General features: G+C 55.9%; 28 protein-coding genes. 10 read left to right on the forward strand and 18 right to left on the reverse strand.

Going from position 1 to position 26,089, the window contains the following annotated elements:
• Positions 1-11: 11 nt before the first annotated feature.
• From flgK to flgB, 10 genes are all read right to left on the reverse strand, one after another.
• Positions 12-1,415, reverse strand: coding sequence for a flagellar hook-associated protein FlgK (gene flgK, locus L975_RS04355; RefSeq protein ID WP_047707406.1), 1,404 nt, complete (start codon positions 1,413-1,415; stop codon positions 12-14).
• A gap of 149 nt (positions 1,416-1,564) precedes the next feature.
• On the reverse strand, positions 1,565-2,551 hold the full coding sequence (gene flgJ / locus L975_RS04360) for a flagellar assembly peptidoglycan hydrolase FlgJ (RefSeq protein ID WP_081995599.1): 987 nt from the start codon (positions 2,549-2,551) through the stop codon (positions 1,565-1,567).
• Positions 2,548-3,642: a flagellar basal body P-ring protein FlgI gene (locus L975_RS04365; RefSeq protein WP_010862966.1), complete on the reverse strand. Its 1,095-nt coding sequence runs from the start codon at positions 3,640-3,642 to the stop codon at positions 2,548-2,550. Before L975_RS04365 ends, flgJ begins: the two co-directional genes overlap by 4 nt.
• An 8-nt stretch (positions 3,643-3,650) precedes the next feature.
• Positions 3,651-4,310 carry a flagellar basal body L-ring protein FlgH gene (gene flgH, locus L975_RS04370; protein WP_010862967.1) on the reverse strand — a complete coding sequence of 220 codons (660 nt, stop codon included), beginning with the start codon at positions 4,308-4,310 and terminating at the stop codon, positions 3,651-3,653.
• 50 nt (positions 4,311-4,360) lie between these two features.
• Positions 4,361-5,146, reverse strand: coding sequence for a flagellar basal-body rod protein FlgG (gene flgG, locus L975_RS04375; RefSeq protein WP_010862968.1), 786 nt, complete (start codon positions 5,144-5,146; stop codon positions 4,361-4,363).
• 11 nt (positions 5,147-5,157) lie between these two features.
• Positions 5,158-5,883 carry a flagellar basal-body rod protein FlgF gene (flgF, locus tag L975_RS04380; protein WP_010862969.1) on the reverse strand — a complete coding sequence of 242 codons (726 nt, stop codon included), beginning with the start codon at positions 5,881-5,883 and terminating at the stop codon, positions 5,158-5,160.
• Positions 5,884-5,898: 15 nt separating this feature from the next.
• Entirely contained in the window at positions 5,899-7,074 is a 1,176-nt protein-coding gene (locus L975_RS04385; protein ID WP_047707410.1) for a flagellar hook protein FlgE, read from the reverse strand.
• 26 nt (positions 7,075-7,100) lie between these two features.
• Positions 7,101-7,835, reverse strand: a complete 735-nt coding sequence (locus L975_RS04390; RefSeq protein ID WP_072033015.1) for a flagellar hook assembly protein FlgD — start codon at positions 7,833-7,835, stop codon at positions 7,101-7,103.
• A 46-nt stretch (positions 7,836-7,881) separates the two neighbouring features.
• Complete coding sequence (gene flgC / locus L975_RS04395; protein ID WP_010862972.1) at positions 7,882-8,304, reverse strand: flagellar basal body rod protein FlgC; 423 nt, start codon at positions 8,302-8,304, stop codon at positions 7,882-7,884.
• An 11-nt stretch (positions 8,305-8,315) separates the two neighbouring features.
• Positions 8,316-8,693: a flagellar basal body rod protein FlgB gene (gene flgB / locus L975_RS04400; protein ID WP_010862973.1), complete on the reverse strand. Its 378-nt coding sequence runs from the start codon at positions 8,691-8,693 to the stop codon at positions 8,316-8,318.
• A gap of 167 nt (positions 8,694-8,860) precedes the next feature.
• On the opposite strand from flgB, the gene flgA reads away from it, so the two are divergent.
• From flgA to flgN, 3 genes are all read left to right on the forward strand, one after another.
• On the forward strand, positions 8,861-9,556 hold the full coding sequence (gene flgA / locus L975_RS17190) for a flagellar basal body P-ring formation chaperone FlgA (protein WP_052181266.1): 696 nt from the start codon (positions 8,861-8,863) through the stop codon (positions 9,554-9,556).
• A 226-nt stretch (positions 9,557-9,782) separates the two neighbouring features.
• A complete protein-coding gene (flgM, locus tag L975_RS04410; RefSeq protein WP_047707412.1) occupies positions 9,783-10,058 on the forward strand; it encodes a flagellar biosynthesis anti-sigma factor FlgM in 276 nt (91 codons plus the stop codon).
• Positions 10,059-10,066: 8 nt separating this feature from the next.
• Entirely contained in the window at positions 10,067-10,495 is a 429-nt protein-coding gene (gene flgN, locus L975_RS04415; protein ID WP_047707414.1) for a flagellar export chaperone FlgN, read from the forward strand.
• 36 nt (positions 10,496-10,531) lie between these two features.
• Here flgN and L975_RS04420 read toward each other — a convergent pair whose 3' ends face one another.
• From L975_RS04420 to fliE, 6 genes are all read right to left on the reverse strand, one after another.
• Positions 10,532-10,975, reverse strand: coding sequence for a flagellar FliJ family protein (locus L975_RS04420; RefSeq protein WP_047707416.1), 444 nt, complete (start codon positions 10,973-10,975; stop codon positions 10,532-10,534).
• A gap of 98 nt (positions 10,976-11,073) precedes the next feature.
• A complete protein-coding gene (fliI, locus tag L975_RS04425; protein ID WP_010862978.1) occupies positions 11,074-12,405 on the reverse strand; it encodes a flagellar protein export ATPase FliI in 1,332 nt (443 codons plus the stop codon).
• Entirely contained in the window at positions 12,402-13,163 is a 762-nt protein-coding gene (gene fliH, locus L975_RS04430; RefSeq protein ID WP_052181267.1) for a flagellar assembly protein FliH, read from the reverse strand. The genes fliI and fliH overlap by 4 nt, the downstream gene beginning before the upstream one ends.
• Positions 13,164-13,176: 13 nt before the next feature.
• A complete protein-coding gene (fliG, locus tag L975_RS04435) occupies positions 13,177-14,190 on the reverse strand; it encodes a flagellar motor switch protein FliG (RefSeq protein ID WP_010862980.1) in 1,014 nt (337 codons plus the stop codon).
• Positions 14,177-15,886, reverse strand: a complete 1,710-nt coding sequence (gene fliF, locus L975_RS04440) for a flagellar basal-body MS-ring/collar protein FliF (protein WP_039046365.1) — start codon at positions 15,884-15,886, stop codon at positions 14,177-14,179. The genes fliG and fliF overlap by 14 nt, the downstream gene beginning before the upstream one ends.
• 13 nt (positions 15,887-15,899) lie before the next feature.
• Positions 15,900-16,247: a flagellar hook-basal body complex protein FliE gene (gene fliE, locus L975_RS04445; protein WP_010862982.1), complete on the reverse strand. Its 348-nt coding sequence runs from the start codon at positions 16,245-16,247 to the stop codon at positions 15,900-15,902.
• Between the two features lie 390 nt (positions 16,248-16,637).
• Here fliE and L975_RS04450 point away from each other — a divergent pair, with 390 nt between their 5' ends.
• The 7 genes from L975_RS04450 (at position 16,638) to flhA (ending at position 23,069) form a co-directional block, all read left to right on the forward strand.
• Positions 16,638-17,540, forward strand: coding sequence for a flagellar motor switch protein FliM (locus L975_RS04450; protein WP_010862983.1), 903 nt, complete (start codon positions 16,638-16,640; stop codon positions 17,538-17,540).
• A gap of 122 nt (positions 17,541-17,662) precedes the next feature.
• Positions 17,663-17,980, forward strand: a complete 318-nt coding sequence (fliN, locus tag L975_RS04455) for a flagellar motor switch protein FliN (RefSeq protein ID WP_369795303.1) — start codon at positions 17,663-17,665, stop codon at positions 17,978-17,980.
• Positions 17,980-18,717 (forward strand): flagellar type III secretion system pore protein FliP, encoded by a 738-nt coding sequence (gene fliP / locus L975_RS04460; RefSeq protein WP_010862985.1) that lies wholly within the window; start codon positions 17,980-17,982, stop codon positions 18,715-18,717. Before fliN ends, fliP begins: the two co-directional genes overlap by 1 nt.
• A 13-nt stretch (positions 18,718-18,730) precedes the next feature.
• Positions 18,731-19,000: a flagellar biosynthetic protein FliQ gene (locus L975_RS04465; protein WP_010862986.1), complete on the forward strand. Its 270-nt coding sequence runs from the start codon at positions 18,731-18,733 to the stop codon at positions 18,998-19,000.
• Between the two features lie 13 nt (positions 19,001-19,013).
• Positions 19,014-19,805 carry a flagellar biosynthetic protein FliR gene (gene fliR, locus L975_RS04470; protein ID WP_010862987.1) on the forward strand — a complete coding sequence of 264 codons (792 nt, stop codon included), beginning with the start codon at positions 19,014-19,016 and terminating at the stop codon, positions 19,803-19,805.
• A 31-nt stretch (positions 19,806-19,836) separates the two neighbouring features.
• Complete coding sequence (gene flhB / locus L975_RS04475) at positions 19,837-20,952, forward strand: flagellar biosynthesis protein FlhB (protein WP_197665226.1); 1,116 nt, start codon at positions 19,837-19,839, stop codon at positions 20,950-20,952.
• An 11-nt stretch (positions 20,953-20,963) separates the two neighbouring features.
• Positions 20,964-23,069, forward strand: a complete 2,106-nt coding sequence (gene flhA / locus L975_RS04480) for a flagellar biosynthesis protein FlhA (protein WP_010862989.1) — start codon at positions 20,964-20,966, stop codon at positions 23,067-23,069.
• A gap of 150 nt (positions 23,070-23,219) precedes the next feature.
• On the opposite strand, the gene glmS is transcribed toward flhA, so the two are convergent.
• A complete protein-coding gene (gene glmS / locus L975_RS04485; protein WP_047707417.1) occupies positions 23,220-25,052 on the reverse strand; it encodes a glutamine--fructose-6-phosphate transaminase (isomerizing) in 1,833 nt (610 codons plus the stop codon).
• A 67-nt stretch (positions 25,053-25,119) separates the two neighbouring features.
• A complete protein-coding gene (locus L975_RS04490) occupies positions 25,120-25,890 on the reverse strand; it encodes a DeoR/GlpR family DNA-binding transcription regulator (RefSeq protein ID WP_039046361.1) in 771 nt (256 codons plus the stop codon).
• Between the last annotated feature and the right edge of the window lie 199 nt (positions 25,891-26,089).

Here is a 26,089-nt window from a genome sequence, read left to right on the forward strand (position 1 = left end):
GTGGTGGCTCCTTAGTTAAACATCGCGAGGGTGGTGTCAAACAGCTGCTGAGCTGTGCTAACAATCTTGGCGCTGGACTGGTACATCTGAGTGTATTGCATCAGATTCCCGGCCTCTTCATCTTTGGAAACCCCACACACGGACTCCCGATCGTTAAAGGCTTGCTTGTACAGCGAAGTATTCGATGTCAGCTCCGCTTTGATTTGCGCAGTCTGAATCGCCCAATCACCACAAATCCCGGTATAGGCCTTGCTCAGGGTTTTGCCATTTAAGCCAGCAACCGTCACAACGTATTCAGCCTGATCGGCAGGAGATAAGGTGATCGCCAGCGGCGTATCTTTCAGCGCAATCAGCTTGGTCAGGTTATTACCGTTACCCGGACCAATATCCACATCATCACCCAGCGCCAGATCGGCAGGGTCTTTCAACGCCAGCGACAAACGGCTGGCTGCACCTTCTACGCTGTCGGCACCGCTGAACATATCCTTGCCACTGAGGTTACCGTTAAGATCGTAACCTTGCTTATGTACCGTATTGAACTGCTGGGCAAAGCCGTAGGCCATGGTATCCAGCTCTTTTTGCTTTTCGACCAAGTCCTTATCGCGAAAAGTCATCAAGCCACCGATATTGCCGCCAATATTGCGCGGCATCGCGAACGAGGCATCACCGCGCTTAATGCTGATAACGCCATCGCGCGCCATATCCAGCTGACTGGCGGTATTACCGCTGACCAGCGGCTGGCCTTGATCCAAGTTGATATCCACGGTGCCATCTGGCTTGTACTGCACGTTAACATTCAACTGCTCAGACAGCTGGCTGATCGCCTGATCGCGCGCATCCAGCACGTCGGTCATGGTTTGCCCGCGCGCGCCCGCTTCTTTGATCTGCTTATTCATCTCGGCGATGCTGGCCAGCAGCGAGTTGGTCTGGCTGATACTGGAGTCCAGCTGGCTGTCGAGCTGTTTACGCTGGCTCTTTAATTGCGCATCCATGTTATTGAAACGCTGAACCACGGCATCGGCCTGCGACAAAATCGATTGGCGCAGCGCCATATCTTGCGGATTGACCGCCGCTTCGCTGAGCGCCGAATAAAAGCGATCCAGACCCACGTTGATGCTAGAGCTATCCGCAGTCAGGATCTGTTCGGTCTTGCTCATGTAGCGATATTGGGTATTGCTCTGCTGCAACGCCGAAGATTGGCGCCACAGGCTGGTATTCAAAAAGCCGTCGGCCAAACGATCAATGCCGGTTACACCGACACCCGCGCCCACGCCACCGGGGCCAACCTGACTGGCCAGACCGATACGTTGACGGGTATATCCGGGCGTGTTCATGTTCACCAGATTGTGCGAAGTGGTGCTCAGGCCGGCATTGGCCGCGCCCAGACCGGTTAAACCGATATTAATCAGACTCATGACAACGTCCTTACTCAGTGTAAAAACACCCGACCCTCACGCCGAATGCCGACAGGCAATGGCCTGCACGGTTTTAAAACTCATCTGAAAGTCATTAAGCGACCTGCAGGGCAAAACGATTAAATCGCCCAGCCCTGCCCGATAGTCGGTCACTCCAACATCTGTTGGACTTGCTGCCAGACCCCTTGCAGTTTGCGGGCATACTGCGGATCAGTGGCATAGCCAGCTTGCTGTAGATGATTGAAATAGCGCTCCGGATTATCCGCATGTTGCAGTGCCTTGGCATAACGGCGGTTACTGCGCAGGAAGTTAACGTAATCTTCAAACGACTCCGCAAAGCTCTGGTAGACCCGAAACGGCGACTCTTGATTCACGGTCTGTCCGTCAATCACTTCCGGCGCCGCTACGGTCACCTGCTCGCCTTGCCAACCCGGACTGGCTTTGATGTTAAACAGGTTATAACTGCTCTGATCGCCGCGACGTAAAATGCCACGGCCCCAACCGGTTTCCAGCGCCGCTTGCGCCAACAATACCGATGGCGAGGTGCCCAGCGCGCGCGCAGCGCGGATCGCATATGGGAACAGTTTATTGATAAAGTTTTGTTTCTGCGGATCAGACGTGGCCACCGTCGCCCCGTCGGCGCTGATTTCTGCCGCGCCGCCAAAGATGCGATCCAGTACCGTAGCCGGAAGCCACGGTGCCTGAATTGGTTTGCCTTGCGCCGGTTTGGCGTGCATGGTGACGGCAAAACTCTCCGCCGCGCGCGCCGACTCACTTGGCGCACCCGACACCGGTTTGCCGTAGCCCTTCGGTACGGCCGCTGCGAGCTGTTTCACCAGCATCTCTGCAATCCCCAGATGGCTTTTCTTGCTCATCTCCGAGGCCAATTGGCCATCATAGAAGGATTGGTAAAAGTCTTGCTGGCGACTGCTAAGTGGCGAGTCGGGGTCCCGCATAGCATTGTTTGCCTGACGCATATGCTTGAGCACGGTCTGCAAGAACACCGCTTCAAATTGCTGCGACACCTGACGTAACGCTTGCTGCTGATCGCGGTTGCCCTTGATGTTTTGCAGCTGGTGCACATCGTTATACAGGAACGAGGCTTGCGCCTCGTCCGGAGAAATCTCCATACTCATATGACAATCAGCTCGCCTTCCAGCGCGCCGGCCTGTTTGAGTGCCTGCAAAATCGACATCAGATCGCTCGGGGTCGCACCCAAGCTGTTGATGGCATCGACGATCGTTTTCAATGAGGTGCCGGCCGGCCAGACAAACGCCTTGCCGCGCTCTTCGTTCACGCTGACATTCGATTGCGGGGTGACCACCGTCTGCCCGTTCGACAGCGGGTTAGGCTGACTGACCCGTGAATTCTCGACAATGTTCACCGTCAGCGAACCGTGGCTGACCACCGCAGGACGCACGCGCACGTTCTGTCCCATCACGATAGTGCCGGTACGGGCATTGAAGATAATGCGTGCTGGTGTTGGCCCTTCCGCCACCTTCAAGTTCTCCAGCGCCGCCATAAAACTCACGCGCTGGCTCGGATCTAACGGCGCACGCATAACCACTTTGGCATTACTCTGCGCATTGGCAACCCCTGGCCCCAACACGCGGTTAATCGCCATCTCGATGTTACGCGCCGTGTTAAAACCGGGCTGTTTCAAATTCAGAACGATGTCAGGATTGGTCAGGAATGAAGACGGAATTTCGCGCTCAATCAGGGCGCCGTTCGGGATCAAACCGGCGGTTGGGATATTGACCGTGATCCCACTACCACTGGCGCCTTCGGCATTCAAACCACCCACCACCAAATTACCTTGCGCCATGGCATACACTTGGCCATCGACCCCACGCAGTGGCGTCAACAGCAAGGTACCGCCGCGCAGACTCTTGGCATCCCCCATCGAAGATACCGTAATGTCCAGCGCCTGACCTTTCGCCGCCAGTGGTGGCAAGGTCGCGCTGACCGCAACCGCGGCCACGTTTTTCAGTTTCGGATCGGCATTGGCCGGCAATTGCACTCCGAACTGGCTTAGCATGTTTTTGATCGACTGTGAGGTGAACTTGGTTTGGCTCTTATCACCCGTACCGCTAAGACCGACCACCAAGCCGTAACCGACCAGCTGGTTTTCCCGGATCCCCTGTACGTCCACCATATCCAGCAGTGGCGCCGCCACAGCTGACATGCTGCCAAGCCACAGAGCCAGCAGCCAATAACATCTCTTCATTATCATCCTCAGATCGGGAAGAACGGGCTGTTAAAGAAGCGGGTCAACCAACCTGCCGAGTTGGAGTCAGCCAGTGCGCCACGACCGGAGTAAGTGATCCGCGCATCCGCCAGACGCTGCGACGACACGCGGTTCGTCCCGTCGATATCATCCACCCGCACCAAGCCGTTGAGACGGATATACTCGTCACCTTGGTTCAGACGCAGCCACTTCTCGCCGCGCACGCGCAAAATGCCGTTCGGCATCACTTCATACACCAGTACGGTGATGCTGCCGGAGAGCGAGTTTTGCTGCGAACTGGTGGAGTTGCCCTTAAAGTCGCGATCAGCACCCAATGACGACGCCGCTTTCGGGTACTCACTGCCAAACAAGGTGGCGGCACCGATGCTGGTGTTGCTCTCTTTGCCAAAGCTGGTACCAGCCTTCTTGCTGGAGCTGGTCTGCTCTTGCAGTACTACCGTCAGCACATCGCCAACCCGGAACGCGCGCCGGTCCTGAAACAGTGCCATGTTGTAATCGGTACTGAACAGGCCACCGTCCTTGTCCCTTTCCATCGCTGGCAATTTCATCGGCGGTGGGGTGAATTCATCTTCCCCCGGATACGGACCGATTGGCGGGTGCGCACACCCAGCCAGCAATAGGGTTAACAGAACCAGAACGCGTCTCATCTTAGGTTTACTCTCTCTTTATTCGCCACGTGCGCCGCTCGTCACGCTAATTACAGTGACTGACTCACAAACTTCAGCATCTGATCGGCACTGGATACCACTTTGGCGTTCATTTCATAAGCGCGCTGAGTGGTGATCATGTTCACCATCTCTTCCACTACGCTCACGTTGGAGCCTTCCAGTGAGAACTGCTTAAGCTGACCCAGCCCATTTTCACCGGCCACCCCTTCATTCGGCGCGCCACTGGCACCGGTTTCTTTGAACAGGTTGCTACCGGCCGCTTCCAGACCGGCTGGGTTGGTGAAGTTCACCAGAGTGATTTGGCCTAACTCTTGCGGCTGCGGATCATCGGCGCTGGTATAGGTCACGGTGCCATCGGTACCCACCGAGAAGCTGGTCGCATTTTCTGGGATCTCGATATTCGGGCTCAGCGGCAGACCACTGGAGTTCACCAGCATGCCTTCGGCATTACGGTGGAACTGGCCGTTACGGGTATAGGCCATGGTGCCATCCGGCATTTCAATCTGGAAAAAGCCCTGACCTTGAATCGACATATCGGTCGGCACGTCAGTTTGCTGATAGGCACCGGTCTTCATCAGCTTTTCGGTACCCACCACACGCACACCGTTACCCAGCATCAGACCGCCTGGGGTCTCATTTTGCTGATCGGCCATACCACCAGGCTGCTTTTTGATCTGATAGAACAGATCTTCAAACGCGGCGCGGTCTTGCTTAAAGCCGATGGTGTTAACGTTCGCTAAGTTGTTGGAAATCACCTGCATCTGGACATCTTGTGCCGCCAGACCGGTTTTACTTACCCATAATGCTGCATTCATTCTGTTATGCCTTACTCACGGATCAGACGGTTACCGGCAGTGGTTAAATCCTCTGCAGTTTTCATCATCTTGACCTGAAGTTCAAAGTTACGCGCCAAAGTCATGTTGCGGATCATCGCGTCAACCGCGTTGACGTTGCTGGACTCCAAATAGCCGCTGGCTACCTGTACGCCGTCATCGGCAGGGGCACTGCTGTTATCCAGCATGCGAAACAAGCCATCGGGGCTTTTCGCGATTTGATCGGGTTTCGGGTTGACCAATTTGAGCTGACCGGCTTCTTGCATCAGGCCGCCATTCGGCGCCACGATCGACAACGTGCCGTCTTTCCCCACGGTCAATTGGCTGTATTCTGGCAACACGATCGGGCCGTCGGTGCCCATGAGCGGATGGCCATTGACGCTCAGCTCACCGGCATCGTTAGTGGTAAAGTTACCGGCGCGGGTATAGGCTTCGCCTTGTGGGGTTTCCACGGCAAAAAAACCGTCGCCTTGAATGGCCACGTCTAACGGACGATCGGTACGCTGCAGCGCGCCACCGGAAAAGTCCGAGCCCAGCGCTTGCTCACCGACCAGTGCCCGCGTTTGGTAACCGGCGCCACGCAACAGCTCCGTGGACGCCTGCTCCAAGTCAGCGCGAAAACCAGTGGTGTTCACGTTGGCTAGGTTGTTGGCCTGCACCTGCTGTGACATCAGGGTTCGACGCGCACCAGACAGCGCAGTAAACAGCAATTTATCCATGACTTAAGCCGCGCCTTACAGAGAGTTGAACAGGATCTTGGTCATCTCATTGGCGACCTGAATGGACTTGGCGTTGGCCTGATAGCTGCTCTGCGCGCCCATCAAACCGACCATTTCATCGGTGATGTTAACGTTGGAGTTCTCATAACGACCGGTCAAAATGCCGCCCAACTGACCTTCCCCTGCCACGCCCGTCATCGCCTGACCAGACGCAAACGTTTCGGTCCAGCGGTTACCACCGGCCGGTTGCAGGCCTTCGTTATTGGTAAAACGCGCCAGTTGCAGCTGACCTTGGCTGACTTTTTCGCCATTGGTATAACGGGCCACCACGGTGCCGTCTGACTCAAAGGACCAGTTAGCAAACTTACCCGCCGCATAGCCATCGGAACTCACAGACGTAATACTAAAACCACCGCCGTACTGGGTCATGGCACTCATGTCCAGCGCCAACGGTTGACCATTAGGCAGGGTCAATGACAGGTTGGATGGGCTTGGCTTGGTCAGCTTACCGGTATCATCAAATTCCACGGGGGTCGCGCCACCTGGCAACAGGGTGTTATCCATCGCCACATGCATATCCCACTTACCATCGGCAGTCTTGCGATAGTATTGAGTCACCTGATGCTCATTACCCAGTTGGTCATACACCTTCACGGTACTGGTGGAGTTGTAGGTAGACGGATCGTTGATATCAAACGGTTTTGCCGCATCAATCACGGGAGCGCCCGAATCCAGATTCAGCCCCAGTGAGCCTTTGGTGCTGGCCTTTGGTGCCTGATCGGCCTGATCGATAGTGATTGGCTGACCGCCTTTACCCAGCAGCAACGAACCATCCGCACTTAACAAATTCAGCATGTTTGGATTGTTCTTGTCCTGACGAGCGTCGAAGATCCCGGCGCGGGTGTAAAACTTCTGACCGTTATTCTCGACCACAAAAAAACCATCGCCGTTGATCGCCAGATCGCCGTTACGGTTAGTGGTGGTCATGCTGCCGGTGGCAAAGCTTTGACGAATGTTAGACACCGCCACGCCGTTAGCTTGGCCGCCGCCGAAAGTCGCGGCATAGACATCCTGAAACTCGGTACGAGATGATTTAAAACCGGCGGTTGAACCGTTGGCAATGTTGTGGCTGATGGTGTTCATCTGCTCACTGGTCGCTTGCAGACCGCTCAAGCCAATATTAAAAGACATACAAACTCCTGAAAAATCTTACGGGATCAGATGAGAGAAAACGGGAATGGTTTACGGGAAGATTTCGCCATCATCGGAGCTGTATCCGAATCAGTAATCTCACGCATGTCATAGAGTGACATCTTGCCAATCCCTTCCAGCTCTAGCTGGTTTGGGGTAATGCCGTCAGTACTGATGTGTACGGCTTGCACCTTGGCCGCCAACAGCACGTTCTGACTCCACGCATCGCTGCCGCTCTCACCCAACACTTCAAATTTGTATTTGCCGGCACCCAGCTTGTCGCCATCAATCTCAAACTTCACCAAACCGGCAGGCTGTGGACCCAGTTTCAGGGTGTCGACCAACTTGCCCTCTTCGTCATATACTGCCACTTTGACGTTATCCGCCGCTTTATCCAGACGGATGCGACCATCGAGTTTCTGGCCTTCTTTGACCTCCAGCGCATTGCTGACTTCCATCAACACGCTCTTGCCAATCAGGTTGGTGCTCTGCAGCATCTCCACATTGCTCATGCCAATGTTGAGGTTCAGCATGCCCATCTTCACCCCTTCCAGACTCTCGACCGCCGACATCATGCCAAGCTGGGTCAGGTACTGGGTACCGTCCATCGGGTTGAGCGGGTTCTGGTTGCGAATTTGCGCCACCATCATGGTCATAAAATCGTTTTTGGTCGGGTTGATCCCGTTTTTGCTCACCGCGCCCTGCGGCATGGCATCATCAGCCGCAGGCTGGTTGGAAGACTGTACTCGGGCCAGACTCATGAGACGTCCTTAAAATCAGATAATCGAAAACGTAAGCCGAACCCACTTAGGCCGGATTGCCCAGACGTAAGATCCCTTGCTGCATGCTGCGCACGCGGGATAGCACATCCACGTTGGTTTCAAAGCTGCGTGACGCTGCCATCATGTCCGCCATCTCTTCCACGATGTTGACGTTCGAGACGAACACATAGCCGTCTTTGTCGGCTTGCGGGTTTTTCGGCTCGTAACGGCGCGTTAATGGCGCTTGGCTCTCTTCGATCCCGCGAATGTTCACTTTGGCGGTCGCCAGACCACCGTGCGCGGTATTCCCCATAATGGTAGAGAACACCGGCCGACGCGCTCGGTATGCCTCTGCTGCGCTACCGGCCGTAACATCCACGTTCGCCATGTTACTGGCCACGGTGTTGAGTCGTACGGTTTGCGCGGTCATCGCCGAACCGGCGATGTCATAAATATCTCCGAATGACATCGGTTACCTCATTACTGTCCGGTAATTGCTTGCTTTAACCCGCTGAAGGTCATGTTCATGAAGGTCAAGCTGGTCTGAAAGTCCATCGCGTTACGCGCGAACTGCGCCTGCTCAACACCCTGATCAACGGTGTTGCCATCTTTCGATGGCTGATACGGATTGCGGTACATGGCCACATAATTCGGTTCGGCCGCCGCACGGCTGCCAAACTCGGCGCTCATTGACGAGCGATTAATCTGCCGCATCACATCTTTAAAACTGATGTCGCGCGCCTTGTAATCCGGGGTATCCACGTTGGCGAGGTTACCGGCCAGAACCTTGGCCCGTTCAGTGCGAAAATCGAGCGTGTGCGGAAAAACACCCAGCGCTTTATCAAAACTCAGTGACATGTTCTTTCCCCCTGCAAACAACGTGAATAAGCCCTGTCTCTTAGCAATTAACACGCCAATTTTTTAACCATCTGGATTACAATGCGCAAAACCGCGCACAGATTCCCCGGGCAACCGCGCCCTGTCAGTAGCGGAAACTGTGCTTCCTGCGCATTAAAGGAGACGCCATGTCCATGCTGGCTCGATACTTCGGCTTGCTGCCGGCCCTGCTGCTCGGCAGTGCCCCCCTGTGGGCGGCCGTGACCCCCGCCGAACAAGTGACGCAATTTATCCAACAGGACGTGACATCGTTCGCAAAAGCACAAAAGAGTCAGCAGTTTGACGTTAAGCTGCGCAACATGCCGGACTTCCCAGAGTGCGCCACGCCGCCACAAATTCAGCGCCTGAGCGAGGATCCACCGGCCGGTCGCGTCAGTTACGAAGTGCGCTGTAGCGCCCCCAAAACCTGGCGTTTGCATGTCAAAGCCGATGTTTCCATCTTGCTGCCGTTGATTTTTGCCAGCCGTAACCTTGAGCGCGGCCAAGTGCTAAGCGCCGGCGATCTGAGCGTTAAAGCCACCGATATCGCGTTTTTACGCCAAGCCTATTTCACCGATCCACAGGCGCTGATTGGCCAGACATTGCGCCGCAATCTCCCGGCTGGTCGCCTGATTAACCGCAATATGCTGACCGCACCGGATCTGATTAAGCGCGGCGATGAAGTGGTGATCTTGGCGCAAAAGGATGGAGTCAGTGCCTCAATGAAAGGGATTGCGCTGGAGGATGGCAGTCAGGGCAAAAAAATTCGGATTCAAAACAGCATCAGCGGTAAGGAAATTCGGGCCCGAGTGAGCGGACCGGGTCAAGTTATGACCGACTTTTAACCGTCAGTGCCGGATTTTTGCCGCTGCCGCCGGCAATTATGTGCCACAAATAAAAAACGGCCGAAAAAAGTGCGCTCTGATTTAAGTTAGGCCAGTAGCCGGTCGCCGTATATAATCAAGCGGTCAGATGCCACAGCCAAACTCACGGCGGCGCACTGACTTCACCGATGACGTTAAGGTAAGCACCACCATGATGCCTACACTGCCTAATGCAAAAGGAGCAACCATGATTGGTAAAGTACAGCGTGACGTGGCCGTCAGCACCGTACTGACTCCGGCCAGCGGCACCGCCCAGAAAACTCCCGCAGCCAACAGCAAGCCGGTTGAGTCCGTGGCCCTGAGCCGCGATCTGAAAATGCTGGAACAAGCGCAGCAAACGCCACGTCCGGCGGAAGTGGATTTAGAGAAAGTCGCGAAGATGCGTGCCCTGCTGGCGCAAGGTGGCTTGAGTATCAACACCGATCGTCTGGCTGACAGCCTATATCAACATTACAAAGGCTAAACCACGCTATGGATCGTAAGTCTCGCGTTAAAGCGCTGCTGCAAACACTGACGCACGATGTGCGTGATTATCAGCAACTGCAACCGCTGTTACAGCGGCAGTATACGTTGATGCAACAGCGCGATAGCCGTGGCTTAACTGACAGCAACCACCAGTTGCAACCGCTGCTGCACACCTTACAGCAACGCGCTACCGAACGTTGCCAACACCTGCAAGCGCTCGGCCTGCCCGCCGATGACCACGGGATGCAAGCGCTGTTTCGTGCCTTACCAGAGCAGCTCAGCGCCAGTGCTCAGCAGCAATGGCAACAGCTGCATCAGCTGATCCAAGCATGCCAGCAGCAAAATAGCCGTAACGGCAAACTGCTGGCGCAGCAAAAACAGCTGGTTACCCAATTACTGAAACCGGACGCGGGACTGACCTACGCACCGCGCTAAGCCTGTGTCATCCGCAATCACCTACGACGCTTGGTGTTAACGGCACGCCTGCTGACGACGTAAAAAACGCTGTCCCGACAGCTCATCTAACACCCGCTGCTCACGCTTCGCTTCGCGCTGTAACTGCTGTTGCTGCAACTTTTGCAACAAGGTATCGCCTTTTTTCAAATTCAGATGCTGATGCAACACCCGTTCACGGGCAGCACGCAACTCGGCTTCCGCCAGCGCCAGCTCTTGCTGCTGTAATTGGGTGATCAGGGAAAGTTGGTTACGAAAGCGGCCAATGCCTTTGACTAACAGCGCGCTGGAGCCATTGCCGCTACCGAGCGCATATTGGGTCGAGACCTGCTGCAACAATTCCAAGCGCTCAGCGTGCGCCTGCTGCTGGCGCTGCCAACTGCCCTGCTCGGACTGTAACTGTTCAAATCGCTGCTGCTGCTGCTGATACCAGGCGTGCAACACGCCGTGCTGACGAGACATAACGCAAGACCGCTCCTCGAAAACTCCACCTCAGGCCACCAGATTCACCGTGTAGCCACTGACGGCTGGCTGACGCTCACAGGTCGGCCAGCTGCCGGTTAGCGCAGTTGCAATAACTGTTCCGTACTGTCGGCGAGGGTGACTTTTTCTTGCATGCCTTGCTGCAGATAGGCACAGATCGCCGGATAACTGGCAATCGCCGTATCCAACTGTGGATCTTGCCCCGGTTGATAGCCGCCCAAGGCCAGTAAGTCTTGCACTTGGCGGTAACGGGAATAGCGTTGTTTAACCAACTGCGCCTGACGCAGGTGCTCAGGGGATACAATTTGTGGCATGGCACGGCTGATCGACTGCTCAATATCGATCGCCGGATAGTGGCCGCTTTCAGCCAAGGTGCGATTGAGAACAATGTGACCGTCTAAAATCGCGCGCGCCGCATCGGCAATCGGATCTTGCTGGTCATCACCCTCAGACAGTACGGTATAAAAGGCGGTGATCGAGCCTTTACCGTGTGCGCCGTTACCCGCGCGCTCCACCAATTGTGGCAACAGGCTAAACACCGATGGCGGATAACCTTTGGTGGCAGGCGGCTCCCCGACAGCCAACGCAATTTCCCGCTGCGCCTGCGCGTAACGGGTTAGGGAGTCCATCAACAGCAGCACATCATGGCCGCGATCGCGGAAAAACTCGGCAATTCGGTGGCATAATACTGACGCCCGCAGCCGCAGCAGTGGCGGATCATCGGCCGGAGAGGCTATCACAACCGCATTTTTCAGCCCTTCACTGCCCAGCGAATGCTCAATAAATTCGCGCACCTCACGGCCACGCTCGCCAATTAAGCCCACCACGGTAATTTCGGCGGTGGTGTTGCGGGTCATCATCCCCAGCAGCACACTTTTACCCACCCCACTACCGGCAAACAGACCCAGACGCTGACCCTTACCGACACTCAGCATGCCGTTGATGGCGCGCACGCCCACATCCAACTGCTCACTAATCGGCTGACGGATCAACGGGTTAATGCTCTCACCTTGCAGGTGAATACGCTGATCGGTTTGCAGCGGGCCACGGTTATCCAGCGGCTCACCGACACCGTTCAAAATGCGGCCCAGCAAGCCATAACCGACGGCAATTTTGCTATCGCCCTGCAACGGCAGCACGCGACAACCCGGGCGCAGCCCTGAGGTGTGTCGGATCGGCATCAGGAACGAAGATTCACGGTCAAACCCGACCACCTCCGCTTCCACCAGCGCGCCACTGTCGGTTTCTATCATGCAGCGCTGACCGCTACTGAGACGGCAACCGACCGCCTCCAGCGTCAAGCCGGTCATGCGGGTTAAGCGGCCATAGGTGCGCGCCACCGGCAGCTCTGGCAATTGCCGACCAGCCAGCGCCAAGCGACGCGCTAAGGTTTGCTGCAGATTACTCATTCGGCGTGTTCAGCCACCGGTTCAACCAGCAACGTATCGCGCACTGCATCCATACAAGCTTGCAGGCGCTCCTCACTGTCGGCTACCGCCTCCGAATCACGGGTCACCACGCGGCAACTGCCGCTTTCCAGTGCGTTATCCGGCTCCAACTGCCACTTGTTCACCACATCGGGCAGCAATTGCTGCAGACGCTGACAATCTTGCGGATTGAGATGCACCGCAATCTGGCCTTCTTGCTCAGGCACTTGTGCTAAGGTCTCTTCAATCAAGGTCACCAGCTGCTGTGGCTGTAACGTCAACTCACAGCGGATCACCTGACGCGCCACCTTCTGCACCAGATCGCAGATCATCTCGCTCTGCTCACGCACATGCTGATGGAACACTTGCTGAATTTGCTGCAACAGCGCATCGGCGGCAGTCACCGAATGGGTCAGCTGCTGACGGCCCTCTTGCAAACCTTGCTGCTGGCCATCTTGGTAACCGGCTTGATAGCCTTGCTGACGACCGCCTTCCAAGCCTTGCTGCTGGCCTTGCATAAAGCCTTCGTCGTAGCCTTTTTGCATGCCGTCCTGAAAGCCGTTATTGAACTCTTCCTGATAGTGAGCGGCACTGCTGCCATGACGGCTGTGGCTGTCATCGGCAAAGTCATCAAAATCAAACTCGTCATCCCGGGACCGCTCTTCCACCAGCGGCGGAAAACGGTATGGCCGGAATTGACCGGGTTGCGGACGAAAAATGGTGCCGGGTTTGTCACACATGGCTCAGCTCCCCTTACTCGACCACATTTTCCGCGAACAGCGACAGCTCGACTTCGCCGTCGTTGGCCAATTGACGCAGGGTCTGCATGATTTCGGTACGGGCTTCTTCCACCGCACTCATGCGCACTGCACCCTTGGTTTCCATCTCTTCGCGCAGATACTGAGCGGCCCGCTTCGGCAGGCAAGCAAAGATCTTCTCTTGCAAGGTGGTGGACGAGCCTTTGAGTGCCAGCGCCAAACGCTCTTGCGGCACTTCTTCGATCATGCGGCTCAAGGTGGCCTCGCTCTGACGCTCCAGAATGTCGAACTGGTACATGCTCTCTTCCAGTTTCACCATCAGGCTCGGATCCATGTCGCGCAGCGACAGCATGATCTCAGACGTACGGCTGCCCATGCGGTTGAGGATATCCACCGCCTTTTTGGTACCGTCCACTTGCGAGCTGGTACGATGGCCGACTTGCTGCAAGAATTTCTCCAGCAATACATGCACTTCATCAATCATATCCGGATGGATCTCATCCAGATTGGCCAGACGATACAGCAGGTCATCGTGGGTTTCTGGTGGCAGACGGCTCAGCAATTGGCTGGCCATATCCGGCTCTAAGTAGGCCAAAAATACCGCTTGTAACTGCGGGTGCTCACCGGCAATCAGCTCGACCAGCTTAGACGGCTCCAGCCACTGCAAACGCTGCAGGCTGCTACGCAGAGTATCGCCATAAATGCTGTCAATCAGTGGACGCGCCAAAGAGCGACCCAGTGCTTTATCCAGCGTGCGCTCCAGATAGCCACGCGATGCACCGGTAATCCCCGACTCCGAACGAAAATCGGTGAAAAAGCGCAGAAAAACGGACTGCGCCTGATCTTTTTTCACTCCCGGCAGGCTGGCCATAGCAACGGTCAGGCGGCTCACTTCCTCACGGCTGAGCTGTTTGAGGATGTTGGCGGCGGCCTCTTCCCCCATGCTCAGCAGCAAAATCGCCGCCTGTTGCAAGCCGTCTTCCGGCTGCATTACTTCAGTTTCCGTCATGTTGCTCAACCTTTATCCACTGTTTAACCACCTGCGCCACACGCTCCGGCTCCTGATTAGCCAGGAACTGGATACGCTCCAGCTGCACTTCCAAACCGGTTTCCGGTGATGGCAGCTCCAGCAGGTTTTCGTTCAATGTCAGACCCGGACGTGATACCGGCAACGCCGCGCTCGCCTCGCCCTTCTCGCTCGTGCCATCTGGCTGCAGCTCACCGCTGCTGGCAGTAGCATCATCCTCGGCTTGCGCAGGCAGCGCCGGATCGTTGACCGGCAACGGCTTAGCCAGCTGACGCAGTACCGGACGGACGACACCAAACAGCACCGCCAACGCCACGACGGCGGCCAACACATAACGCAGGACATCCATCCAGAACGGATCTTTCCACCATGGCGCATCGGCGCTCAGCGGATTATCACCGGCCACAAATGGGAACACGTGCAAGCTAATCTGATCGCCATTGGCACTGCGCAGACCCAAGGCGTCTTGCAGCATGGTGGTCATCTGATCCAGCTCGGCTTTCGAATATTGCTCTGGCTTGCCGTTAATCAGCACCGACACACTCAGATGCTGCAGCTCGCCTTGCTGATAACGGATATGACGTTGAGTGCGATCTAACTGGAAGTCGCGGTTCAGCTCGGTGGTGCGGTTGACCAGATCTTTACTGTCCGACTGATTTTCTTGGGTCGTAGAGGTGGTCTTGTTGTTGGCGTTTTTGGTATTGGTCGATTTGTCCGCCGGTTGGTTACTCAGCGCGCCCGGTACCCCAGCACTTTGCTCTTCATTGCTACGATCTTCACGGCTGTACTCACGGGTGAGCGCCCCTTGCGGGTTGTACACTTCTTCGGTGGCTTCCTTACGGTCAAAGTTGACCTTGGCGGCCACTTGCACCTCAAAGTTACCCATGCCGAGCATCGGATCGAGCATCCGAGTGGCGCGGTCAATGTAGCTGCGCTCCAAACGGTTAACATATTCCAGATATTGGGTGTTGGTTTCACCGGCCTGTGCATCGGCATCGTTGGCGCTCAGCAAGCGACCGGCCTGATCCACTACTGTCACGTTTTCCGGCTTCAGATCGGTGACGCTGCCCGACACCAGATTCACAATCGCGCGTACCTGACCCGGCTTGAGGCTCACGCCCGGTTGCAAAGACACCGCAATCGAGGCCGATGGCAGCTCAGGATTACCGCGGATAAACAAGGTACGTTTAGGAATGGCCAAATGCACACGAGCATTGGTAATGCCATCAAGGGACATGATGGTACGCGCCAGTTCGCCTTCTAAACCGTGGCGGTAGCGCGCATCTTCAATAAACTGACTGGTGCCGAGACTGTTGTCTTTATCCAAGATCTCAAGGCCGGTCGGCAACTGCACTTTAACGCCCGCCGCGGCCAGTGCCATGCGCGCTTTGCCTAACTGGTCACGGGCCACCATAAGTTGGCCACTGTTACCATCAACATAAAAATTAAAGCCCTGCTTATCCAACACGGACATCACTTGGCTTTGATCAAAAGCTTCATTGCGGCCATACAGCGGGCGGTATTCACTGTTACCGAGCCACAACGCCAACACCACAATGCCGGTCACCACCAGCGCAATCACCCCGAGCAGCGCGCTCAGGCGACGGCCTTTTACCTTGGCCAGCATCGCCGACGGCGCCGGCAATTGGGCCCATTTTTTCTGTAATAATTCGGTCACGTCAGACTCTCACTTATACCGGCATTTTCATGACATCGTCATAGGCTGTCATCAGTTTCTGACGCACCTGCACTAGCGCGGTGAACGACAAACTGGCTTTCTGGCTCGCCACCATGGCGCCGACCAGATCTTGACTGGCCCCGGTATCGACCGCGGTCATCATGTCTTTGGCGGTTTTGCTTAGGGTATCGACCCGATCGACCGCTTGGGTCAGCGCCGCGCGGAAACTCGGCACCTGCGCACCGGATGCGGTCAACGGGTTGGCGGCAACCATTTCGGTGCTACTGCCGACGCCGATTTGTGACTTTACCGCCTCCATCTGGGCCAAGGTGTACTGCATTCCCGGGGCTGTGTGATACATGACGCTGACTCTCCGAAATCCTCTGATGAACAAGGCTCTGATAAACAAGGAAACCGCCACAATGACGCGGACGGTTTTACGCGCAGTTCAAAAGCAAGTAACGTGCCATTAATTGAGCAACACTGGCCACGCGCGCTGACTGTTCTTTGTCACTTGTCAATCAATCCGCGCGTCAATATATGCCCAATCGTCACCTTTGCGACTTAAGTCAAAAAAATGACACGCCAATTACCATCCTTTACAGCCGCTGCTCACGCCCTCACCGCCTTAACACTGACGCGGTTTTGCTCAAAAACTGGCAGAGAATTTGCATTACGCAGACCTTACTTATTACAGACACAGAATTTTGCGGTCGAGAAGACCCGGTAAGACGTTGCCGAGTGAGCCGGAATGAAAACAATCAAACGAAAAATTATCTCCCCCAGCGAACAGGCGCATATCAAGACTTTTGATCTGGCAAACCCGGAGCATCGCATTGGTGCGCTACAGGCGACCCTCGATACCATCTGCCAGCGTTTCGAGCGCTCCGCCAAGCAGTTCTTCTTCGGTCTGCTGCGCAAGCCGGTGAATTTTCACTTCGAGCAGCAAGATACCCTGAAGCTGCGCGAATACTTGGCCTCGATCCCGAAGCCGAACAGCCAGCGCGAATTTCTGGTTGAGCCGCACGATATGCGCGGCCTGATTGCGATGGATGGCGATCTGCTGTTTTTCATGGCCGATCTGTTTTTCGGCGGCAAAGGCACCAGTACCCGTCGTCGCAGTGAGATGAGCGATACCGAGCTGCGTTTAGTCGAACGGATTTTCCGCCAGTTGCTGGAGCAATTTGATGACTGCTGGCGCAACCAAACCAGCTGGTACAGCCAAATGACCCAGCAGCAATCGCTGCACTTGAACAACAGCATGGCCAATCAGCCGCTGTTCCAGATCTGTCGCTTCTCGATTCAAATTGGCGAACATCTGGGCTGGCTGGAAATCGCGCTGCCATTTAACGGTCTGGAGTTTTTACGTACCCCAGCAGCCGAAGAGGCTAACGTCGAGCTCGACCCGACGTTGCAAGCCAAGGTGGAAGAGCGGCTGCAACAAGTGCCGCTGCGCCTGCAAACCACCCTGTGCGAAAAATCGCTGACCTTGGGTGACGTGATGGATTTGCAAGTGGGCGATGTGATCCCCGTGGATATGCCTTCGCAGCTCACCGTTCGCGCGGGTAACAGCCCACTGTATAAAGCGCGCATTGCCGAGCGTAACGGCAATCTGGTGCTGCAGGTTGATGACGTGCTGGACACGCCGGCCTAACGCCATTTTACGGCCCGGTACTGACCGGGAAATATTGATGATGTACCGTTTTTTGTAACCGCAAGGAACCCCCGATGTCCGAAACCCTGAATGATTTAAATCTGGATCTGAACGATCTCGATATGGGCGATTTGGCCGCCGAAACCCCGGCCAGCGCGCCGGAGGCAGCTAGCTTCCCAACGGACATGAAATTTATCCGCAATATTCCGGTGAAACTGACGCTGGAAGTGGGCAGCACCGAACTGATGATCGGCGATCTGATGAGTATCGGTCGCGGCACCGTGATTGAGCTGGACAAACTCAACGGCGAGCCGATGGATGTCAAAGTCAACGGCACCCTGCTCGGCCACGCCGAAGTGGTGATCGTGAATAACAAATATGGCCTGCGCCTGACCAACGTGGTGGACAGCGACGACATGCTCAAAGGGTTATCTCGCTAATGCGCAAGCTCGGGTTACTGGTGCTGCTGTGCCTGCTGGCTCATCCAGCCTTAGCGGCGAACGGGGATATCGGCCTGCTGACGGTTACGCCGCAGGCCGGTGGCGCACAGGAGTACAGCGTCAAGCTGCAGATCTTACTGCTGATGACGGCGCTGTCGTTCCTGCCGACCATGCTGCTGATGACCACCAGCTTTACCCGCATCATTATTGTGCTGGCGATTTTGCGCCAAGCCTTAGGTCTGCAGCAAAGTCCGCCCAACCGGATTTTAATTGGCATCGCCCTGACCCTGACCTTGTTCATCATGCGTCCGGTGTTCAATGACATCTATGTCAACGCCTTCGAGCCGTATCAGAACGATAGCCTGACCTTGAAGCAGGCCTTTGCCCAAGCAGAAAAGCCGCTACGGAAATTCATGCTGGCGCAGACGCGCGAAAGTGACCTGCAACAGCTGCTGGATATCGCCGGTGAGCCGCGCGCTACCCCGCCAGAGAAAGTGGATTTTCTGATCCTGATGCCGGCCTTTGTGCTCAGCGAGCTGAAAACCTCGTTCCAGATTGGCTTTATGATTTTTATCCCGTTTCTGATCATCGACATGGTGGTATCCAGCGTGTTGATGGCGATGGGGATGATGATGCTGTCACCACTGATTATCTCACTGCCATTCAAGCTGATGATTTTCGTGCTGGTTGATGGCTGGGCGATGACCGTCGGCACCTTAAGTGCCAGTTTCGGCTGACCGGATAGACTCTATGGATACCACTGCCATCTCCGTCATTTTTGGTCAGGCCCTGACCGTGATCGCCACTATGGTGTGCATTTTAGTGCTGCCCAGTTTAGTGGTCGGTCTACTGGTCAGTATCTTTCAGGCGGCGACCCAGATTAACGAACAGACCCTGTCGTTCCTGCCGCGCTTTTTGGTGATGCTGGCAATGCTGGGGTTTGCCGGCTCGTGGATGTTGACCACCTTACACGATCTGTTTACCCAGATTTTCCACGAAATTCCGACCCTGATCGGCTGATGGGACACCGCTGATGTTAACCCTGAGCGCAGCCGATATTACCGCCTGGATAGGCATGCTGTGGTGGCCGTTTTTCCGCCTCACCGCCGCCTTTATGGTGATGCCGCTGTTTGGCAACCCGCAGATCCCGATTCAAGTACGCATCGGGCTGGCGTTGCTGATTAGCGTGGTGGCGGCGCCCTTGATGCCGCCAATGCCCGCGGTTGATCCGTTCTCGCCGCTGGCCATTTTTTACGCCATCCAGCAATTGATCATCGGCGCACTGCTGGGCTTAGTGGTCGATATCCTGTTTGCGGTGTTCACCACCTTAGGCCAGCTGGTGTCGATGCAGATGGGCCTTGGCATGGCGATGATGAATGACCCGGTCAATGGCGTTAGCTCCGCGGTGCTCGGCGTGATGTACCAAATGTATGTGTCGCTGCTGTTTTTAGCGCTCAATGGCCATTTAGTGGTGCTGGATATTTTGGTGCGCAGCTTCACCGCCATCCCGGTCGGCAGCATGCTGTCGGATACGGCCTTACAGCAGATCATCAACATGTTCGGTTGGATGATTGGCGCTGCTCTGCTGCTGGCGTTACCGGCCATCGCCGCCATGCTACTGGTCAATATGACCTTCGGCATCATGACCCGCGCCGCGCCGCAGCTGAATATCTACTCGCTCGGTTTTCCGATGACTTTGCTGTGCGGAGTGCTGAGCGTCGGCTTAACGCTCTCCAGCGTGCCGGAAAACTTTACCCAGTTCAGCCGCGAAGTGCTGAACCTGCTGGCGGCCATTTACGCCCCGCCCGCGTCCGTGACCCCGTAAGAGCCAAGCCATGAGCGAGAAGAGATAAGCAATGAGCGGGGATAAGAGCGAAAAACCCACCGGCCAGCGGCTGGATAAGGCGCGTAAAGAGGGTAACTTGCCGCGCTCGCGCGAACTGGTCACCGCCTTATTGGTGCTGGGCGGCACCATCACGCTGTCGGCATTTAGCGAAAGCTTAGGCCGTCTGCTGACCGGCAGCATGCGCTACAACCTGGCCTTAAGTAAACAAGAGGTGTTCGACCCGCAACTGGCGTTCAAACATCTGGGCGAAAGCCTGTCCGCCATGGGCTGGACACTGCTGGCACCGCTGGGTTTGCTGATGCTCATCGCCTTGGTCGGCAACCTGCTGCGCGGTGGTTGGAACGTCAGTATCGACTCCTTGCAGCCGAAGTTTTCCAAGCTTAATCCGATCAGTGGGATGGGACGAATGTTCTCCTCGCAATCGATCGCTGAGCTGGTGAAAAGCGTACTGAAAACCGCGCTGATCTCGCTGACCTTATGGAGCGTGGTTGGCGACAAAATCCAGATGCTGCTGAGCTTGCAGCATCGCGATATCGGCACCGCCATTACCCTGACCCTCGATCTGATTTGGTCGACGGTGTTGCTGTATGGCTTGGCTCTGCTGTTTATCGCCCTGCTCGACCTGCCCTACACCCAGTGGCAATACATCAAAAAGCTCAAAATGAGCAAACAGGAAGTAAAAGAAGAGCATAAAAACAGCGAAGGGAACCCGCAGATTAAATCGCGCATTCGCAACCTACAGCGCCAGATGGCGATGCGCCGAATGCACAAGGTGATCCCGCAGGCGGACGTGATTATCACCAACCCGACCCACTATGCGGTGGCCCTGAAATATGACCAGAACAAGGCGGAAGCGCCGTTTGTGCTGGCCAAAGCGGTAGACGCCATGGCGCTGCAGATGCAGCAACTGGCACGGCAACATAACCGCCCGATCGTCAACGTCCCGCCGCTCACGCGTGCGGTGTACTACTCCACCAAGGAATGGCAGGAGATCCCGGCGGGGCTGTATACCGCCGTGGCCCATATTTTGACTTATGTCTTCCATCTGGAAGAGTACCGGCTCGGCCGTGGCCTACCGCCACCACCGTTGCCTGAATTAACCATCCCGCCAGAACTGCGCCATTAAGCGGAGAGATGATGCCCAGTAAATTATCCAACTTCACCCGTTACCTGAGTCAGGGCCAGATCGGCATCCCATTGATGCTGCTGGTTCTGCTCGCCATGGTGATCTTGCCTATCCCGCCATTGCTGCTGGATATGTTCTTCACCTTCAACATCGTACTGGCGCTGCTGGTACTGCTGGTGAGCGTGTACAGCAAACGGCCACTGGACTTCTCGGCCTTCCCGACCGTGTTGCTGATTGCCACCTTGTTGCGTCTGGGCCTGAACGTGGCCTCGACGCGCGTGGTATTGCTCAACGGTCACGAAGGTGGCGACGCCGCCGGTAAGGTGATCCAAGCCTTCGGTGAAGTGGTGATCGGCGGCAACTATGTGGTCGGTATTGTGGTGTTCGTCATCTTGATGATCATCAACTTCGTGGTGGTCACCAAAGGGGGCGAGCGGATCTCCGAAGTGGGCGCGCGCTTTACCCTCGACGCCATGCCGGGTAAACAGATGGCCATCGACGCCGATCTGAACGCCGGCCTGATTGACCATGAACAAGCGCGGCGACGCCGAGAAGATGTGGCCAACGAAGCCGACTTCTACGGTGCAATGGACGGTACCTCCAAGTTTGTGCGCGGCGACGCCGTGGCCGGTATGTTGATCCTGTTTATCAACATCATCGGCGGGGTCAGCATCGGGGTATTCCAGTACGGGATGCCATTTGGTAGCGCCTTCCAGACCTACGCCCTGCTGACCATCGGTGATGGCTTGGTGGCCCAGATCCCATCATTGCTGCTCTCCACCGCAGCGGCGATTATCGTGACCCGCGTCACCGATCAGGACACCTTCTCCAAGCAAATCAGCCGTCAGATGCTGGCCTCGCCAGTGGTGCTGTTTGTGGTGGCGGCCATCATGCTGATCTTGGGCTTGGTCCCTGGCATGCCACACTTCGCATTTTTCGCCTTTGCCGGTGTGGTTGCGCTGGCCGGCTGGAAGATGCGCCATTACCATGAAGACGACACCGAGTCAGAGGATGATCTGCGCCGCGCCGAAGCGCTAGTGCAATCGCCGGAGTTTGGCCCTGCACCGGAAGTCAGCAATGGCGATATCCCTGCGGTCTACGCACTCAGTATCGCGGTCGGCTACCGTCTGGTGCACCTGATCGATCAGCGCCAAGGCGCTGAATTGCTCAATCGTCTGACCGGGATCCGCAAAACCTTGTCGGAACAGCGCGGTTTTCTGATCCCGCAAATTCGGGTGCACGACGACCTGACACTGGCGCCCGATGAGTACCGGATCAGCCTGCGTGAAGCGGTGCTGGTGAATGCCGAGTTGGAAGACAACCATCTGCTGGCCATCAACCCCGGCGAAGTGTACGGCAATATCGACGGCATTTTGACCACCGATCCGGCCTACCAGATGGAAGCGGTGTGGATCCACCCAGATAACAAGGACCGCGCGGTCAACTACGGCTATACCGTGGTCGATCACGCCACCATCTTGTCGACCCACGTCAGCAAAATCATCAACGACTACATTGATGAAGTGATGGGCCCACAAGAAGTGCGCCAAATCATCGAGCGCCTGCAAGCCAGCGACGCCAAAATGGCCGATGAGCTGCAGCAACGGCTTAATCCACAACAGCTACTGCGCGTATTTCGCCAGCTGGCGGCTGAGAATGTGTCACTGCGCGATATCGTCACCATCACCAACTCCTTGCTGGAGTCGGCGGAGCTGACCAAAGACCCGATTTTGCTGTGCGCTGACGTGCGCTGCGCCCTACGCCGCCCACTGCTGTACCAACTGGTAGGCAACCGCAGCGACATTCCGGTGATCACCTTGGCCGCCGAACTGGAAAATATCCTGCTCGGCGCCCTGAGCCAGGCGCAACAAGCCGGCCACGTCCAACTCGATGGCTTTGCCCTCGAACCGGGCGTAATTGAAAAACTGCAGTACAGCCTGCCACAAGTGGTCGACAACATGCGTATGGCAGGGCACGCACCACTGCTGATGGTTATGCCACAGCTGCGCCCATTATTGTCACGCTACGCCCGCGTCTGCGCCCCGGGTCTGAGCGTACTTTCGTTTAATGAAATTCCTGATGACAAGAATGTGTCAGTGGTAGGGAATTTGGGGTAACGCCCGCGTTCATTAACGCCGTTATCCGTTTAGCGATAGCGAAACGCTAAACGGTCGGCATAAAAAAACCGCGGTATACCGCGGTTTTTTATTACGTTCCTATTACCATTACCTAGCAGTTTACCGGCTTGGTAGGTAATACAAAGTCAATCACTCCACCGTCACCGACTTCGCCAAGTTTCGCGGCTGATCCACATCCGTCCCCTTGTTCACGGCCACGTGATAAGAGAGCAGCTGCAGTGGAATGGTGTAGAAAATCGGCGCCACATCTTCTTCTACCGGCGGCAGCGGGATGATCTTCATGCCCTCTTCATCACGAAAACCTGCGTCTTGCGCGGCAAACACATACAACTGACCGCCACGCGCGCGCACTTCCTCGATGTTAGATTTGAGTTTCTCTAACAGCTCGTTGTTTGGCGCCACCACAATCACCGGCATATCGGCATCAATCAGTGCCAGTGGGCCGTGTTTCAGCTCACCAGCGGCATAGGCTTCCGCGTGGATGTAGGAGATCTCTTTGAGCTTGAGCGCCCCTTCCATAGCAATTGGATATTGATCGCCACGGCCTAAGAACAGCGCATGGTTCTTCTCGTTGAAATCCACCGCCAGCTTTTCAATGGTCTTATCCAGCGCCAGCATCTGGTCAATGCGATTTGGCAGCGCTTGTAGCGCATGCACCAATGCCTGTTCACGCTCGGCGCTCATCCCGTGCAGACGGCCAATGCGCGCCACCAGCAGCAACAGCGCCGTCAGCTGAGTGGTAAAGGCTTTGGTGGAGGCAACCCCAATCTCTGCGCCAGCTTTGGTCATCAGTGCCAGATCGGATTCTCGCACCAGCGAGGAGCCCGGCACGTTACAGACGGTCAGTGAGCCCAGATAGCCCAAGGTCTTGGACAGACGCAGCGCGGCCAGCGTATCGGCGGTCTCACCGGACTGTGACAAGGTGATCAGCAAGCTACCCGGACGACGTACCGACTTACGGTAACGAAACTCCGAGGCAATCTCGACGTTACAAGCCACGCCAGCGATGCTCTCAAACCAATAACGCGCCACCGCACCGGCATGGTAAGAAGTGCCACACGCCACGATCTGTACATGCTGAACTTGCTCTAACAGCTGATCGGCGGCGTCGCCCAGCTCACTGAGCTGCACACTACCGTGCGCAATGCGTCCTTCGAGGGTGTTCTTGATCGCAACCGGCTGCTCATAAATCTCTTTTTGCATGTAGTGACGGAACTGCCCCTTATCACCGGCATCATGCTGCAAATTAGACTCGATCTCCGCACGCTGTACCGGCTGACCATCGACATCAAAAATCGCCACCGACCGACGGGTGATCTCCGCTACATCGCCCTCTTCCAAGAAGATAAAGCGACGGGTCACCGGCAACAACGCCAACTGATCGGAGGCCAAGAAGTTCTCACCCAGACCGCGGCCAATCACCAGCGGACTGCCGGAGCGCGCAGCAATCATGCGCTCTGGATCGCGCGCATCAATCACCACGGTGCCGTAAGCTCCGTCCAGTTGACGTAAGGTGCGCTGCACCGCCGCCAGCAATGGACCACCGTTTTGGGTCAGCTCCCAATGCACCAAGTGCGCAATCACCTCGGTATCGGTCTGTGAACGAAACTCATAGCCGCGCTCACGCAGCACGTTACGCAGTGGCTCGTGGTTCTCGATGATGCCGTTATGCACCACCGCAATAAAATCAGATACATGTGGGTGAGCGTTAGCTTCAGACGGCTCACCGTGGGTCGCCCAACGGGTATGTGCAATGCCAGTACCGCCTTGCAGTGGATGCTGCTCGACAGCCTCGGCCAATACTTGCACCTTACCTAAACGGCGCAGGCGCTGCATCTGGCCTTCGGCATTCACCACCGCAATCCCGGCGGAGTCATACCCGCGATACTCCAAACGGCGCAAGCCCTCGAGTAAAATCTCTGCCACATCCCGCTGCGCTACTGCGCCGACAATTCCACACATAGATCCAGTCCTTGTTACTTGCCGGAGCCGCGTCCGGCGCTATTTTGCACTTATCCCAGCGAAGGGATCAGAGTGAAGCGCAGAGTACCTGCACTCCCCGTTGTTCGATTTGCGCTTTAACCTGCGGGTCAATGCCCTGATCGGTCACCAGTACCGTGATGCTCTCCCACGGCAGTTCTAAGTTGGGAATTTTGCGCCCCACCTTGTGTGACTCAGCCAAAACAATCACTTCCCGCGACACCTCAGCCATTACCCGCGATAGCCCTACCAGCTCATTGAAAGTGGTGGTACCGCGCGCCGCATCAATACCAGCAGCGCCGACAAATAGCTGATCAAAATCATAAGAGCGTAAGACCTGCTCGGCCACTTGGCCTTGGAAAGACTCCGAATGCGGATCCCAGGTGCCACCGGTCATCAAAATGGTTGGCTCGACTTCCAGCTCACGCAGTGCCGATGCCACTTGCATCGAATTGGTCATCACCACCAAGCCGCGAAAACGCCCTAATTGAGGGATCAGTCCCGCCGTGGTGCTGCCGGCATCGATAATCAGCCGGTTATGATCGCGGATCAGGCTGGCGGCCAACGCCGCAATCGCCTGCTTACGCACAGAAAGCTGCTCTTCTTCTCCGCTCTCTTCCACCAACTCACTGGGGATCAACACCGCCCCGCCATAACGGCGTAACAGCAGCCCATTACGCTCCAACTCGGCCAAATCCTTTCGAATCGTAACTTCTGAAGTTTCAAATCGCTTAGCCAGCATATCGACACTGACTTCGCCTTGCTCACTGAGCAAAGCCATGATGGTATGTCGCCGTTGCTGGGTATTGCGCTTACTCATGGAAGTTTCGTTTCATCCCGTGATAGATTAATTTGCTCATTATAAACTTACGAATCGAAACATCAATATTTGGTCAGTAAAATCGTCAGTAAAACAAGGCGGATTTTCTGTCCCCATTTACTGAACCGATCGCGTGGCCTCAACCTATTCATGCTCCGTACAGCACTAACGCCCACAGCATCAACAACATCAATGCGCG

The sequence above is a fragment of the Plesiomonas sp. ZOR0011 genome (genome assembly GCF_000800945.1).
Classification (GTDB): Bacteria; Pseudomonadota; Gammaproteobacteria; order Enterobacterales; family CAMTGL01; genus Plesiomonas; species Plesiomonas shigelloides.

What these genes read in the sequence shown, in the direction of transcription:
- flgK (WP_047707406.1), bottom strand. Translation starts at nt 1,415, where the DNA reads ATGAGTCTGATTAATATCGGTTTAACCGGTCTGGGCGCGGCCAATGCC.
- flgJ (WP_081995599.1), bottom strand. Translation starts at nt 2,551, where the DNA reads ATGAGTATGGAGATTTCTCCGGACGAGGCGCAAGCCTCGTTCCTGTAT.
- L975_RS04365 (WP_010862966.1), bottom strand. Translation starts at nt 3,642, where the DNA reads ATGAAGAGATGTTATTGGCTGCTGGCTCTGTGGCTTGGCAGCATGTCA.
- flgH (WP_010862967.1), bottom strand. Translation starts at nt 4,310, where the DNA reads ATGAGACGCGTTCTGGTTCTGTTAACCCTATTGCTGGCTGGGTGTGCG.
- flgG (WP_010862968.1), bottom strand. Translation starts at nt 5,146, where the DNA reads ATGAATGCAGCATTATGGGTAAGTAAAACCGGTCTGGCGGCACAAGAT.
- flgF (WP_010862969.1), bottom strand. Translation starts at nt 5,883, where the DNA reads ATGGATAAATTGCTGTTTACTGCGCTGTCTGGTGCGCGTCGAACCCTG.
- L975_RS04385 (WP_047707410.1), bottom strand. Translation starts at nt 7,074, where the DNA reads ATGTCTTTTAATATTGGCTTGAGCGGTCTGCAAGCGACCAGTGAGCAG.
- L975_RS04390 (WP_072033015.1), bottom strand. Translation starts at nt 7,835, where the DNA reads ATGAGTCTGGCCCGAGTACAGTCTTCCAACCAGCCTGCGGCTGATGAT.
- flgC (WP_010862972.1), bottom strand. Translation starts at nt 8,304, where the DNA reads ATGTCATTCGGAGATATTTATGACATCGCCGGTTCGGCGATGACCGCG.
- flgB (WP_010862973.1), bottom strand. Translation starts at nt 8,693, where the DNA reads ATGTCACTGAGTTTTGATAAAGCGCTGGGTGTTTTTCCGCACACGCTC.
- flgA (WP_052181266.1), top strand. Translation starts at nt 8,861, where the DNA reads ATGTCCATGCTGGCTCGATACTTCGGCTTGCTGCCGGCCCTGCTGCTC.
- flgM (WP_047707412.1), top strand. Translation starts at nt 9,783, where the DNA reads ATGATTGGTAAAGTACAGCGTGACGTGGCCGTCAGCACCGTACTGACT.
- flgN (WP_047707414.1), top strand. Translation starts at nt 10,067, where the DNA reads ATGGATCGTAAGTCTCGCGTTAAAGCGCTGCTGCAAACACTGACGCAC.
- L975_RS04420 (WP_047707416.1), bottom strand. Translation starts at nt 10,975, where the DNA reads ATGTCTCGTCAGCACGGCGTGTTGCACGCCTGGTATCAGCAGCAGCAG.
- fliI (WP_010862978.1), bottom strand. Translation starts at nt 12,405, where the DNA reads ATGAGTAATCTGCAGCAAACCTTAGCGCGTCGCTTGGCGCTGGCTGGT.
- fliH (WP_052181267.1), bottom strand. Translation starts at nt 13,163, where the DNA reads ATGTGTGACAAACCCGGCACCATTTTTCGTCCGCAACCCGGTCAATTC.
- fliG (WP_010862980.1), bottom strand. Translation starts at nt 14,190, where the DNA reads ATGACGGAAACTGAAGTAATGCAGCCGGAAGACGGCTTGCAACAGGCG.
- fliE (WP_010862982.1), bottom strand. Translation starts at nt 16,247, where the DNA reads ATGTATCACACAGCCCCGGGAATGCAGTACACCTTGGCCCAGATGGAG.
- L975_RS04450 (WP_010862983.1), top strand. Translation starts at nt 16,638, where the DNA reads ATGAAAACAATCAAACGAAAAATTATCTCCCCCAGCGAACAGGCGCAT.
- fliN (WP_369795303.1), top strand. Translation starts at nt 17,663, where the DNA reads ATGGGCGATTTGGCCGCCGAAACCCCGGCCAGCGCGCCGGAGGCAGCT.
- fliP (WP_010862985.1), top strand. Translation starts at nt 17,980, where the DNA reads ATGCGCAAGCTCGGGTTACTGGTGCTGCTGTGCCTGCTGGCTCATCCA.
- L975_RS04465 (WP_010862986.1), top strand. Translation starts at nt 18,731, where the DNA reads ATGGATACCACTGCCATCTCCGTCATTTTTGGTCAGGCCCTGACCGTG.
- fliR (WP_010862987.1), top strand. Translation starts at nt 19,014, where the DNA reads ATGTTAACCCTGAGCGCAGCCGATATTACCGCCTGGATAGGCATGCTG.
- flhB (WP_197665226.1), top strand. Translation starts at nt 19,837, where the DNA reads ATGAGCGGGGATAAGAGCGAAAAACCCACCGGCCAGCGGCTGGATAAG.
- flhA (WP_010862989.1), top strand. Translation starts at nt 20,964, where the DNA reads ATGCCCAGTAAATTATCCAACTTCACCCGTTACCTGAGTCAGGGCCAG.
- glmS (WP_047707417.1), bottom strand. Translation starts at nt 25,052, where the DNA reads ATGTGTGGAATTGTCGGCGCAGTAGCGCAGCGGGATGTGGCAGAGATT.
- L975_RS04490 (WP_039046361.1), bottom strand. Translation starts at nt 25,890, where the DNA reads ATGAGTAAGCGCAATACCCAGCAACGGCGACATACCATCATGGCTTTG.